11 protein-coding genes are annotated in these 12682 nt (G+C 54.1%); 1 reads left to right on the top strand and 10 read right to left on the bottom strand.

Features of this window, described 5'->3' with window-relative positions:
* Positions 1–304: 304 nt before the first annotated feature.
* A complete protein-coding gene (locus Q8Q08_00335) occupies positions 305–2059 on the bottom strand; it encodes a helix-turn-helix domain-containing protein (GenBank protein ID MDP2652460.1) in 1755 nt (584 codons plus the stop codon).
* Positions 2060–2271: 212 nt separating this feature from the next.
* Here Q8Q08_00335 and Q8Q08_00330 point away from each other — a divergent pair, with 212 nt between their 5' ends.
* The gene (locus tag Q8Q08_00330) at positions 2272–2511 is read left to right on the top strand and encodes a hypothetical protein (protein MDP2652459.1); all 240 of its coding nucleotides are present in this window, start codon (positions 2272–2274) and stop codon (positions 2509–2511) included.
* 9 nt (positions 2512–2520) lie between these two features.
* Here the strand turns inward: Q8Q08_00330 and Q8Q08_00325 are convergent, their stop codons facing one another.
* The 9 genes from Q8Q08_00325 to Q8Q08_00285 all read right to left on the bottom strand — a co-directional run bounded on the left by Q8Q08_00325 (position 2521) and on the right by Q8Q08_00285 (position 12635).
* Positions 2521–2868 carry a DUF192 domain-containing protein gene (locus Q8Q08_00325; protein ID MDP2652458.1) on the bottom strand — a complete coding sequence of 116 codons (348 nt, stop codon included), beginning with the start codon at positions 2866–2868 and terminating at the stop codon, positions 2521–2523.
* A 9-nt stretch (positions 2869–2877) separates the two neighbouring features.
* The gene (locus tag Q8Q08_00320) at positions 2878–5043 is read right to left on the bottom strand and encodes an ATPase, T2SS/T4P/T4SS family (GenBank protein MDP2652457.1); all 2166 of its coding nucleotides are present in this window, start codon (positions 5041–5043) and stop codon (positions 2878–2880) included.
* Positions 5044–5108: 65 nt separating this feature from the next.
* Positions 5109–7043 carry a TonB family protein gene (locus tag Q8Q08_00315; protein MDP2652456.1) on the bottom strand — a complete coding sequence of 645 codons (1935 nt, stop codon included), beginning with the start codon at positions 7041–7043 and terminating at the stop codon, positions 5109–5111.
* Positions 7044–7101: 58 nt separating this feature from the next.
* The gene (gene cpaB / locus Q8Q08_00310) at positions 7102–7908 is read right to left on the bottom strand and encodes a Flp pilus assembly protein CpaB (GenBank protein ID MDP2652455.1); all 807 of its coding nucleotides are present in this window, start codon (positions 7906–7908) and stop codon (positions 7102–7104) included.
* A gap of 5 nt (positions 7909–7913) precedes the next feature.
* Entirely contained in the window at positions 7914–8885 is a 972-nt protein-coding gene (locus tag Q8Q08_00305; GenBank protein MDP2652454.1) for a peptidyl-prolyl cis-trans isomerase, read from the bottom strand.
* A gap of 235 nt (positions 8886–9120) precedes the next feature.
* Positions 9121–10110 carry a malate dehydrogenase gene (locus tag Q8Q08_00300; GenBank protein ID MDP2652453.1) on the bottom strand — a complete coding sequence of 330 codons (990 nt, stop codon included), beginning with the start codon at positions 10108–10110 and terminating at the stop codon, positions 9121–9123.
* Positions 10107–10940: a carbon-nitrogen hydrolase family protein gene (locus Q8Q08_00295; GenBank protein MDP2652452.1), complete on the bottom strand. Its 834-nt coding sequence runs from the start codon at positions 10938–10940 to the stop codon at positions 10107–10109. The genes Q8Q08_00300 and Q8Q08_00295 overlap by 4 nt, the downstream gene beginning before the upstream one ends.
* A gap of 16 nt (positions 10941–10956) precedes the next feature.
* Positions 10957–11604 (bottom strand): glutathione S-transferase family protein, encoded by a 648-nt coding sequence (locus tag Q8Q08_00290; protein MDP2652451.1) that lies wholly within the window; start codon positions 11602–11604, stop codon positions 10957–10959.
* A complete protein-coding gene (locus tag Q8Q08_00285; GenBank protein ID MDP2652450.1) occupies positions 11598–12635 on the bottom strand; it encodes an NAD(P)-dependent oxidoreductase in 1038 nt (345 codons plus the stop codon). The genes Q8Q08_00290 and Q8Q08_00285 overlap by 7 nt, the downstream gene beginning before the upstream one ends.
* Positions 12636–12682 lie beyond the last annotated feature (47 nt).

Raw genomic sequence — 12682 nt, 5'->3', positions numbered from 1 at the left:
CGATTAGGTTTTGACCGTGATTTTTCGGATTTTGAAAATGCCTCATTCGTGCCTGCACCTCCCGTGCCCAGATGATTCGTGCCCACCCCCAAAAACCTCTGGAGTAGAGTCTGCACATCGGGCTTTATTGCCGGAAGGTTTTCCTTTCCGGCATCCACAGGGTCCCTGGACAGCTTTCAGGGTTTTTGTGGAAGAACCCCGCCAAAGGCGGGGATAACTTCAAATGAAAAAGAACTCTCACAGTATTGTGAGGACACAATACATCAGGTAAGAGTATAACACGCCACCCTTTGGTGTCAAGTCTTTATTCCGGAAGTATTAATATTAATTTCTTGTTCCTATAATTATGTATTCCCGTCTCATTTATTTTTTTAACTGCAAAACGGAAGTGATCATCTGGAGCCCCATTAAATTTTAATATAAATTCATTTTCTGTTTCCCGGACAGATCCCCTTTGGGAAAAATATGCCGAAAAATCAAACCCATGCCTATCATAAACATCTGTAAATACTGTCCTTACAAATACAGTAACGAACGAAGACATCATTCGTTGAAAAACCTCATAAACACTAGCGCTCTCATAAATACTTGATATTGATGATGTTATGCCGTGCTCGATTTCCTTTTGCCAAATATGGTTTGTTAGACACGAAATCGCCGAACGGTCTTTCACAAATGAACTATCACCCAATTCTGGCCATCGCTGAAGAAATGCAGTAACAATATCCCTGGTGGAAACGGCTTGGGGAGCATTCGACAAGAGAAAGACAAGCGGTTCGCCTGCAGATTGGCCAAAAACAACCATAAGTCTCTTTTTTGCAATGACTTGATGAATTTTTGATTTTTTTTCAACCGAAACGTCCCGATAATACACCTTTCGTCCCCAGGGCGTTAAGGTTAACGGTGCCATAGTCCCAGAATTACCCAACGAAGACAGCGCATCAAAATCTTCATGAAAAGGCCAAATTCCCGCAATAAACATGCGTCTCTTTTGCGGAATCATGCTGAATGCCGCGATTTCCTGATTGGCGGAATCGATTAGAGAAATGCTACTAATGTCGTATCCTTCTTCCTGATCAAATGCCTTGACCAAGGCACTAAAAGCGTCCATGGGTGCCGCCTGCCAAGGAAGAGAGAAAATGAGGCATGGGTATGCCGCATTTAAAAACCGGGCCGTGACATCTGATAAGATTTTGTTAACAGGCAAAGTGGCCGGCCGAGGGATCATCGGCTGTTCCCACGCGGAAATAAATTCCCCATCCAAGTAAATTTCCATTAAATTCTTCAGCTGAACACGGACGGATGATATGGAGGTATAGAAATACGGGAGGTCGCAGGACAGCTTCAACGCCAGAGATCTGGGCTCGCCCAAAGCCGTAATCGCCTCCTTAAACTGCTCGGCGGGGATAGGCCACTTGCAGCCATGGAGAGCCCACAAACCTTGCCCGCCATAGCCTTGAATATCTGCAACATCATTAATTCCAAATGTTTGCAAATATGGTAAAATTTCGCAAATCTTTTCGAATTCCGGGATGGAAGTCCCCCACCCCGCATCTTGGGCAATGTGCGCCAGGATCGGCCGGTCAAAAACAGCCCATTCAGCGGCTTTAAGAAAAATGCATCCTGCGTGATCACAGACTTGACTAAAGCCTTCGCTTTTTACAACGATGCCGGAATTTTTTTCCGTTTTAAGAGCACTGGGGGGCTTCTGCGGAGAATGGCCATGGACACTTGCGGTTGACTTGCCAGGACCCTTTGTTGCAGGAATATCTATGACAGCATCCGCTTTTTGAGGCGAACCAGGCCCAAAGAGGTGCTTTTTCCTCTCTGCTGGGATCTGAAATTTCTTCCCTCCCTTCCCCCCCCTTGGCGTTCGTCCCACGGGGCTGCTCAACTGAAATTCCTGAAAAACGGCATTCACGGAGGATTTAGAAACTTTAACCTGAAAATTTTCATGGATAATGTCCACGAGGCCACGGCAACTCAATCGCGGATTGCTTCTTTTGCGATCAACGATAAAAGCAACAAGGTTTTCCGTAACTTTATATACAACACCCATTTAAAGGAATCCTTCTGCGAAAAAACTCAGTTTGGACATTTTTACGCCTTCAGTATATCACACTTTTTTTTACAAAAATGATTTATCTCCTGAAAAATCATCCGCCATCCAGAAAGAAAAATGATATTTCCATGACAAAACAGGACACAGGATAGTATAATAAAATAAGAATACATCAATTGCGTAAACCACGCGCTTTGGCGGAGAACAACATGCTCAAATGCCCCTACTGCTACGAACCTTTAACCGAAAAGGTATTAAAGTGCCCCCATTGCGCCCAGTTCATCATCGACGAACCAGTCAACATGGAGTTCCCAAGCGTAGATAAGAAGAGTTGTATTTTCTGCGGGAAAAAGATTCTGCTGGAAGCCAAATTCTGCCGCTTTTGCCGCCGCTGGATTGACGAAGTCAATCGCGCCGCCGGAGACATTGATCCCAAGGATCTGGTTTAACCCTTCCCGTTACCCCTTCACAAAAACAAGCTGATCGCCCTTCTGGGTCCGGCTTGATGCGATAGCCCCTTCCGGCAATTCCACGGCATAACTCGCACGAAAAAAATACGGACTCATGCAAAACGGCTTGATCCGGGAAACAAGCCCCACCGCGCGGTCATGCCTGTCGGCAAAAATGACGTCGATTGCAAACTTCATAAAAAACATGTGAATCGAGCGGCATTGCGTGATGACCAGGGCTTCGCGAGACCCGATCTCCGATCGACCGAGGAGTCCTTTCAGGCGGGAGAAAGCGGTATCGGCCATCACGGCGTTTTCGGCGACGGTCGTGTTGCGGGTTTGATTGAGGATCTGCACGGAGAATGACTATGTCTTGGTGAAAAGATTTTTATCGATTTTGAGGCCGATGGACACAAAATCGTGATAACACTTGGGGACATACCCCGTCGGCTTGTATTCCCCGAGGATGCGCCCGTCCTCGTCGCGCCCTTTGGGGTCGAACATAAAAATATCCTTGACGTCCACCTGGAAATCGGGCGTCAGCCCGATCACCTCGGTGATCCCGGTGATCTTTCTTGATCCGTCGGAAAAACGAGCGATATGCACAAGCACGTCGATGGCGGTGGCGATCATTTCATTGATCGCGCGCACCGGCAGCTCGATCCCGCTCAGCAGAATCATGGAGCTCAAGCGCACCAGCGCGTCCTTGGTGGAGTTGGCGTGCAGGGTGGTCATGGACCCGTCGTGGCCGGTGTTCATGGCCTGGAGCATGTCCAAGACCTCGCCGCCGCGGCACTCGCCGATGATGATCCGGTCAGGCCTCATACGCAGAGAGTTGACAAACAGGTCGCGGATCGTGACGGCGCCCTTGCCTTCGACGTTTGGCGGACGGGATTCCAGGCGACCCCAATGACTTTTTTTCAATCGCAATTCCGCTGCGTCCTCGATGGTCAGGATGCGTTCGCCATCGGGAATAAATTGAGAGATGACATTCAAAAGCGTGGTTTTGCCGGCGCCGGTCCCCCCGGAAACAATGATGTTCTTGCGGCCGAGAACGGCACAATTCAAAAAATCAAACATGGCGCGGGACAAGCTCTGGTATTGTTCCAGCAACTCCTCCGCCTCCAGGCGCTCCACGCCAAATTTACGGATCGTGATCATGGGTCCGTTCAAGGACAGAGGCGGGATGATCGCGTTGAAACGTGAACCGTCGGGCAAACGGGCGTCGACCATCGGCACGGACTCGTCGATGCGGCGGCCCAGGGGAGCGATGATGCGGTCAATGATCGAGCGCATCTGCTGATTGGAAATGAATCGGCGGTTGGTCAGGATCAGTTTACCGGACTTCTCAACGTAAATCTCGTTACGGTTGTTCGCCATGATGTCGGTCACGTCCGGGTCGGCGAGGAATTCTTCCAGCGGCCCTAGCCCCAGGGCCTCGTCGACGATCTCCTTGACCAGCCGGGACCTTTCCTCATGAGACGAAATGATCCCGCCTTTCTCCTCCGCCAAGAGATTGCCGACGATCTGCTGGGCCGACGCCTTGAGCTCCGCAGCTTTTTGAGGATCGCTCAGCGTTTCCGGGGTCATGTCCTCGACATGAAGGCGGGCGACCAGACGTTCATGGATTTTCTTTTTCAAGCCGCTGACTTCATCATCCTCTTCCTTGCCGTAAAGCTTGGCCAGGGGGTTAACGCCCTGCTGCCCGACGCCGAATTTTTCCCAGAACTGCCCCGCCTGCTGGTCGATCTTTTCCGTCGTCCGAACGCGGGCGATTTCCGTCGGCTGAGTGTAGATATCCTCTCTCTTAAGGTCCGTGACCATTTTCAAAAACGCCTCGGCCACCTTGCTCTTGGGGCTGTCGATGACGCAGGGAACCCCGCGGTTGAGGGCCATGCCGACCACCTTGCCGTCGGACGGAATGCGGGCAAAAATCTCGACGGACAGGGCCGTGTGAACCTCCTGCCACCGCACCCCGCCGTAACTCTCGGCCCGGTTAAGGACCATTTGGACCATTTTCATCGGGTAATGCATGCTCTGGAGCAAATCCAGGCACCACTTCAACTGATATACGGCGAGGATGTCCGGGGTGGCCACGAGCAAAATCAAACTGGAATGATCCAGAACGGTCAGCAAGGTTTCGCTGAACAGATTGCCACCGTCCACGATAATAAACTCATAGATGGCCGGGGCCTTCTTGAAAAATAGTTTGACGTTGTCCGGGGTGATGTGTCCAACCTGCTTGGTCTGGAGAATGGCGGGAAGAAAATCCAGGCCCGAAGAATGGGAGGTGACAAATTTCTTGATGATCTCCGGGTCATCGGTTTTCTCGATCTCCGAAAGGAGATTGACCAGGCAATGCGGCGGGGCGACGTTGAGCATCCGCGCCATGTCCTGGCCGGCCTGAAGATCAAGGTCCACCAGCAGGACCTTCCGTCCGGAAGAGGCCAGGGCGGCGGCCAGGTTCACGGCCACGAAACTCTTCCCTACACCGCCTTTATTGCCGAAAATCGTAATGGTTCTTGCGCTCATGGGGGCTTTCAAAAAATGCAACGGCTTTTCCGTCGCGGCGGATTTTGGTTGAACCGCAGGTCCGCTTATTCCTCGAGAGGAGATTCTTCCATCTGGTCGAGCATGGCGTTCTGGCTGTACACAATGGGGACCGTCACAACGATCTCTTCCAGGTCCATTTCGGCGGGAAACGGATCGAACGGCGCCAGGATTTGGGCCGTGTTTTTCGCGTCATTGTCAAATATCATGTGCCCGGAAGACTGCTTCACGTCAACGTCCTGCAGGGTGCCGTCGCTCAAGAGGGTCATGGTCAGGTGCACCGTCCCCTCCCACCCCTTTTCCTTGGCTTCGTACGGAAAAGAAATTGATTCTGAAATTTTCTTCTGGACGGATTTGACATAATCGGTAACGGCCTTCTGGCCGGCCGGGTCCTGGCCCGGGGCTTCAACCATCCATTCTTCCTGTTCAACGGCCATGTCGTCCGCAGAAGAATCGCCTGCCGCGGGGGCCTCGACAGAGGAAGGAAGAACCGCAGCGGGTTTCTTGTCAAAAGCCGGGGCTTCCGCCGGCTTTACGGCGTCTTTCAAGGAGAGATTTTCCTCGCCCATCTCCGGCGACAAGTCTTCGCCCTCCGCCACCGCGTCAGTGACCACGTCCGGCTTGACTTCCAAGAAGCGGTCTTCCTCCCCAGGAGAAAGGGTGGCGGGTGCGGGTTCCGCAGCTGGTTGCGGGACCACCGAAGCCGCCACATCTTTTTTCTTAAATGGGTTTTCTTCCCCCCGCTGAATAATCGTCGGGGTGATGATAATCACAAGTTCCTGGTCAAGGTCCGCGGATGGCGTAGAACGGTTGCGGAACAATGCCCCGATGATGGGGATGGACCCCAGAAACGGGATCTTTTTAAGGCTCTCGCTGCGGTTCTGCTTGATCAAACCGGCAATAACAATTGTCTGCCGGTCGTCTAAGAGGACCTTCGTATTGGTCGACCGGCTGACAAACGCCACGTCATCGCCGACGGCGTTTGAAGCGTCGATATCACTCACGGTAACGCTGATCGTCAAATCAATTTTATTTCCGTCCTTGATGGTCGGGACCGCTGTGAAACTGACGCCGTAAGATTGGTAAGCCACATTCTCCTGGACGCTGCCGCCGCCGACAGCCGTTGTCGTGGTGCGGGTCGGGATCTGGCCGCCGACTTGCACGCTGGCGCTTTGCCCGCTTTGAACAACCAAGCTGGGCCTGGATATGGACCTGGCCCGGCCTTCGGCCTCCAACATGCTCACGGTTAGGGCCAACTCGCTTACCCGATTAAAATCGCCAAGCCTGTACCAATCCGCCGGATAATCCCCGCTAAAAGTCGGCAATGTTTCCGGATAGGTGATGGCCAAACCGCTGTCGCTTCCGGAAACCCAGTCAAACCCATATTCCTTGGCAAGGGTGGTGCTCAATTCCGTGATCTGCACATCGATCTGGATCAGATCCTCCCTCTTTTCCTCCGTTGTCAAATTGATCAGGCTGTCGCTATACCGGGCGACAATTTCATCCCAGGCCGACTTTTTCCGCTCCGGAATCATGCCGGAAGCGACCACCTTACCCTCATAATTATTTTTTTCCAGGGAAACTTCCGTGATATTCGTCACTTCCATCATCCGCTTGAGCTTGGAAATCAAAACATCCAGATCTTCCTTCAAAACCGTAGCCAGGATTTGCCGCTTGCCAAGCTCATCCCAAATATAAATCGGAGTGGACCCCAACGTCTGTCCAACCAGTAGGATTTCGTTGACGTCCGCGTTGGCGATATCAACGATTTCCGGGTTGACCACCGCGATCCGGGTTAAGGAGTAGACCTTAACGACCATGAGGTCGCCCTTATAGATAAAGACCTCCGTCTCGGTCTTTGTGTCGACCTCCTCTTTCATCTGGGCATAACTCAGGACGGGGCGGGAACCGCCGTTAAAAAGAAATCCCCCCAGAACAACGGCCCCTGTCAGCGCCTTCCAAAAAGATAAATTCCTTTTCATAAATAACGACTCCAATGTTTAAAAATCCTCAAGGTGCGTGAAGTTCAGGCCGCCGCGACTACAGCTCACGGCCTCCCCTGAAAATTTGAATGAAAGGCTTGACCTCTTCCTTCCCTTCGGTCTTGACCGGTTCGAGATTGACCTTCCCGCGAGGAATCACAAGCTCCGTGCCCTGCTTCTCAAACACATAGTCCGCCAGAGAACTCCAGCTGGCCGCCTGCATCATCTGGGTCTCCGTCTCGGACGGGGCCCGTAAAATAAACTGCATCCGGCCATGCTTCTGAATAAAAGACATCAAGCTGCACTCTTCCGGGCTCAGCGCGAGCGTCACTTTCAGGGCCCCGGACGCCATCTGTGTTTCATAGCCGCCCGGCTCCTGAAGATTGGTTCCAACCGCCAGGAGCAAAATGTTTTGAAAAACCATGGCCGTGATGTTTTCCGTCTTGCTGTTGACGGGGTCCGGCATGTCCAAATGGCCAATGATGTCTACGTAATCTCCGGGATTGATCAACCCCCCGACGGCCGACAAAGAGTCGAGATTGATCGTATAGGCACGCTTGCCGGCCGGTGTGCGCAGCGCCAAAGAAGACTTGGGGACCGACGGGGTCTCTGTCTTGACCGCCTCTGAAGGTTTTTGCGCGGCGATCTGCTGTTGCTGGGCCGCCAGCTTCTGCATCTCCTTGCGCAGGGAATCGATCTCGCTAACCAGGGGGGCAATTTTTTTGGTTTCATATTCCTGGGAAAGGCGGGCCGTTTCCTGCTTGATGCTCTCCTGGATATGGTTCCCGGTCAAGACCGCAGCCATGAGACCGAGCCCCACAGCCAGGGCGATGATGGCCATCTGTTTTTTATTCTCTAAATTCATATGGACTATTCCTCCAATGCTTTTTCGTTGATTTCGACAACCGTTTTCTGGCGGAGGGTCTCAAGATATTCCATGATTGCCTGCTGCTGTTTCACCAGCGTCAACCCCGCCCTGATTTCTTCTTTGATCTCCGAGAATTCCCTGGGGACTTCGCCGCGCTTTTCTTCGAGCTTCACGATATAAAATCCGTCGGGCCCCTTGAAAACCTTGCTGGCCTGCCCGACCTCCAGAGAGACAAGCTCTTTTTCCATCTGGGGAAACGGAAGCTCGGCAACAAAGCCGGCATCCCCGCCCTTGGCTGCCGTCATGGACTTTGATTTTTCTGTGGCCGTCTGGACAAAATCAGCCCCCTTGAGGATATCCACCAGGATCGACTTGGCGGCATCTTCGTCATTCACCACAATTTCGCGAAAACGCCACTCCACCGGGCCGGCAAAGTCCGCCTGATTCGCCTTGTAATATTCCTCCGCCTCTTGGTCGCTCACCTGGATGTTCTGCGTCAGATTCACGGCGATCTCCCTCACCAAAAGCGTCCGGCGGAACTCTTCGACCGCGTCCACGACATTTTTCTTCTGCGCCAGACCCTGCCGCTCGGCGTCCGCAACCATCAATTGCTGGCGGACAATCTCGTCCAGAACAAGCCGCCGGGACTGTGGGTCATCAACGTTGAACTCCGGGACAAATTCCTTAACCGCCGTGAGCCGCTCGTTAAATCCGTCCCTGGTCAGGGTCCAGTCACCGACCTTGGCGACAAAATCTGATGAAACGGGGGCCGTCACGGCAGAAGATGGCGCGGGGGCAGACGATCCCGTCTCGGGGGAGGAAGACGAATCAGGGGCAGCGGGAAGGGAAACGCGCTGTTCAGGGGAAGGCTTGGAAAATATCCGGTCTTTATACTCTGAAATTTTATCGCAACCGCTCACAGCCGCGGCAAGAACACCGACGCAAATCAATGCCATGTGCTTGGAAGGACGCATTTCGGACAAAGAAAACTCCTTAAATCCTCGTCGGATTTTATACAATATTTTAATTATAATTAAAAGTATACCTTTGTGGCCATTAAAACACAAGAAAAAAACTCTTTTTTTAACCTCCTGTCGGCCAAAGGACAAATAAAAAATCCTTGCTCAGGCCCGGCTTTATCGAAATTCGCTTCTCGCGAAAAAAACGTATCCAGCCCAGAAGGAAACACCCGGAATTCGCGGCCCCGGGTTACTTGAGGACCAGCTCGTGAACCGCCTTGCGCTCGGCCAGCAGCTCCTGATACGTCGCCTCAAATTTTTCTTTGGCAAAAGCGTTGTGTTCGATGCCCTGAACGATCTCCCAGTCACGGCCGTTGCTGCGCAACGGGAAGCCGAACATCACGCCTTTCTCCACCCTGTAACTGCCGTCCGAGGCGACCGCCGCCGAAAAGCATTCGCCGGGCCGCGTCGGGGTCGTCAGGGCCCTCACGGTGTCAACGACCGCGTTGGCCGCGGACGCCGCCGAAGACAGCCCCCGTGCCTGGATGATGGCCGCCCCGCGCTTTTGAACGCTCTCGATAAACGCGGTCTTCAGCCATGCCTCGTCCTTGATCACAGACAGGGCCGGCTGACCGTTGATGGCCGCATGGTAAAAATCCGGAAATTGTGTCGCGGAATGATTGCCCCAGATCACAGCGTTTTTCACCGCCGTGACAGGCGCCCCAGATTTGATTGCAAGCTGGGCCACGGCGCGGTTCTGGTCAAGCATGGTCATGGCGAAAAAATTTCTGGAAGGAATTTTTTTGCAGGTCTCTTTGGCGATATAAGCGTTCGTGTTGCACGGATTCCCGACAACAAGGACCCGGCAGGACGGTTTGGCGTTCGCGTCCAGGGCTTTCCCCTGGCCGACAAAAATCCCGCCGTTGATCTTCAGAAGATCAGACCGTTCCATCCCGGCCTTGCGCGGCACGCTCCCCACCAAAAGCGCCCAATCCGCGCCTTCAAACGCCACGTTCGGGTCCGATGTCCTTACAACGCCGCGCAAGAGGGAAAACGCGCAATCCTCCAGTTCCATCCCGACGCCGTTAAGCGCCGGCAGGGCGGCTTCAAGTTCGAGAAGACGGAGCTCGACGGGGACGTCCCGGCCGAACATCTCTCCAGCCGCGATCCTGAACAGTAAAGCATACCCGATCTGGCCGGCCGCGCCGGTCACAGCGACTTTCAGCGTCTCTTGGCTCATGAAAAGGACTCCTTGTGATGGCGTTTTGGCGAATGAGTTTTTCCAATACCAGGCAAAACATCGCGGCTCTGTTTAATGACGGCGCTGTCCACATCTGCATAAATGACCTGTTCTCTGTCCCCCGAGGCCCTGGCCAAAACCTCTCCCCATGGGCTGACGATCATGCTGTTGCCGTACGAGACAACGCCGCGGTGGTCGGCCCCGACCTGATTCGGCGCCAGGACATAACACAGGTTCTCGATCGCGCGTGCCCGGAGAAGGATTTCCCAATGGGCCTGCCCCGTCTTGCGGGTGAAGGCCGACGGGACAGTCAAAAGATCACAGCCGAGGCGGGAATATCTCTCATACAGCCACGGAAAACGCAGGTCGTAACACACGGTCAACCCGACCTTGAACCCTCCGGCAGCGGCCGCAGCCGGAGCCCGGCCGGCGACAAATCTCAGGGATTCCCGGATCTTCGTTCCTCCGAGCGCCGCATCGAAAAGATGGATCTTGCGGTATTTCGCCGCGATTTTCCCGCGGCCATTGATGAGGACCGATGTATTGTACCCCTTGCCCCGGACAGGGCTTTTTTCAATCACGGATCCGGCAAGAATAAAAATTTTCTTTGCAGCCGCAAACTCACACAACGGTTTCAGCGATTCGCCGGGAATCCTTTCGCACACAAACGGCATCGTCTCGTCGGTCAACGGACCGCGGTAAGAAAAGACCTCGGGCAGGGCGACAAACCTCGCCCCGCGGCCGGCCGCCTCCCTGACCAGCGCCAGCGCCCGGCGGACATTCTCGGCCTTGTCCGGCCCGGCCCCCATCTGCACCGCAGCGACTTTCATGGCCACCCCACCGCTGTTATTTCTGGTTAAATTGTTTCAGTCTTTCGCCGTATGCCTTAAAACATTTCGTGTAAAATTCTTGTTCCTTGAGTTTTTTGCGCCAGCTTACGATCGCCGGGTATTTCGACACATCGATCCCGGCGATTTCCACCGGATCCAGCACCGACAGGAGACAAAAGTCCGCCAGCGTCATGTCCGGGCCGGCCACATACGCGTGCTTGTTCAGCTGCGCCTCGATGATCGGCAGAAACCGGCCCAGGAACGACAGCCCGTCCTGGACGGAACGCTCGTCCGGCTCAACCCCGATGAATTTGACAAAAACCCGGTTGTATAAAACCCGGTCAACCCCGCCGCCGACGTGAAACGACACAAAATCCACCCATTGGTCCACGACAGCCCGCTTTTGCGGATCCGCCGGATAAATGGCGGCCCCGTCCGCATGGGACAAGTACCTGATGATCGCGTTGCTCTCGAACAAAACAAAGCCACCATCGTCAATGGCCGGAATTTTGCCCGCCGGATGCAATTTTAAATATTCCGGTTTGCGGTTGTCTCCATCCCGGATGCTCACCAACTGATATTCGTAGGGAAGATTTAAATAATTGGCCACAAACCGGACCTTGTTCGACGGCCCCGACAGATCGCCTCCGTAAATTTTCAGCATAACTCCTCCTGTGAAGACGGTCTCCGTCCGCCGGGAACCGGCAAAAGGAATCGCCCTGTTTTCAAAAATGTTGTCACGGCCTTTACGGTCTCCGCGGACTTGCGCTCGACGGATTCCCGGGTATTGAACGCGTTGTGCGGTGTCAGGATCACATTGTCAAGTTTTTGAAGACGCGCCAGCGCCGCGATGGATGGATGAGATTTCTTGATGTTCCCGCGCAGACACTCCGCGACCCTGTCCTCGTCTTCAAAAACATCCAGTCCCGCGCCACCCAGGCGGCGTTCCTGCAAAAGCCGGGCCAAGTCCGCCATCGGCGAAACCTCTCCCCGCCCGACGTTGACAAAAACAGCGCCGGGACGAACCTTTCTCAGGGAACGATATCCCAGCATCCCTTTCGTCCGGGTCGTCAGGGGAAGGGCGCACACCACGGCGTCGGCCCACGACAGACCGGTCCCCAGCGGTAAATACTTGAGATCCCGCTCGCGCTTTTCAAGATCGACGCCACGGACATCCATCCCCAGGCCGCGGCCCAGAGCGACAGCCCTCCGGCCGATCCGGCCGACCCCGACGACAAGCAGGCGCGCTCCCCGGAGCTCGCGGCCGGTCATTCCCTCCCGCCGGAAATTCTCAAAATTCCTTGTCTGCGTGGGAAGCTTGCGAAAAAGCGCCAGTGTCATCAAAATCGCTTGCTCAGCCACGGCCCGGGAGCAATATTCCGGGAGGGAACCGCAGGGAACAGCCGCATCCGCCAGGTGGTCATAGCCGGTGCTGCGCGTCAATATTCCGTCAAGAAGAGGGGCCCAGGATTCGGGGATCCGGGATTGGGTGCGGGTGCTGACCAACGGGGCTGGAGGGGTCTTCGCGCAATGCGACTGAACGGTCCGCGCCGTATATCCGGCCTTGATCTTTCGGGGCAGTAACCGTCGGAGGCAATCCTTTTCTTCGTCAAACACTTCATAAAACATGACGTCCACGGCAGCCTCCTGGAAATCCCTCGCCGCGCCGGCGGCTCCATCAAAAAATAAAATCATGCCCCCCGAAGGAAACATGATTGATGAAAAGCGGCAACCCGGTCCGG

The sequence above is a fragment of the Candidatus Omnitrophota bacterium genome (assembly GCA_030688425.1).
In the GTDB taxonomy this organism is placed as follows: domain Bacteria; phylum Omnitrophota; class Gorgyraeia; order Zapsychrales; family JANLHA01; genus JAUYIB01.
This window is presented reverse-complemented; position numbering and strand designations above follow the sequence as displayed.

Bases quoted from the DNA above. Each gene is read 5' to 3' on its own strand.
- Q8Q08_00320 (MDP2652457.1), bottom strand. From the start codon at position 5,043: ATGAGCGCAAGAACCATTACGATTTTCGGCAATAAAGGCGGTGTAGGG.
- Q8Q08_00335 (MDP2652460.1), bottom strand. From the start codon at position 2,059: ATGGGTGTTGTATATAAAGTTACGGAAAACCTTGTTGCTTTTATCGTT.
- Q8Q08_00305 (MDP2652454.1), bottom strand. From the start codon at position 8,885: ATGCGTCCTTCCAAGCACATGGCATTGATTTGCGTCGGTGTTCTTGCC.
- Q8Q08_00315 (MDP2652456.1), bottom strand. From the start codon at position 7,043: ATGAAAAGGAATTTATCTTTTTGGAAGGCGCTGACAGGGGCCGTTGTT.
- Q8Q08_00295 (MDP2652452.1), bottom strand. From the start codon at position 10,940: ATGAAAGTCGCTGCGGTGCAGATGGGGGCCGGGCCGGACAAGGCCGAG.
- Q8Q08_00300 (MDP2652453.1), bottom strand. From the start codon at position 10,110: ATGAGCCAAGAGACGCTGAAAGTCGCTGTGACCGGCGCGGCCGGCCAG.
- cpaB (MDP2652455.1), bottom strand. From the start codon at position 7,908: ATGAATTTAGAGAATAAAAAACAGATGGCCATCATCGCCCTGGCTGTG.
- Q8Q08_00290 (MDP2652451.1), bottom strand. From the start codon at position 11,604: ATGCTGAAAATTTACGGAGGCGATCTGTCGGGGCCGTCGAACAAGGTC.
- Q8Q08_00330 (MDP2652459.1), top strand. From the start codon at position 2,272: ATGCTCAAATGCCCCTACTGCTACGAACCTTTAACCGAAAAGGTATTA.
- Q8Q08_00285 (MDP2652450.1), bottom strand. From the start codon at position 12,635: ATGATTTTATTTTTTGATGGAGCCGCCGGCGCGGCGAGGGATTTCCAG.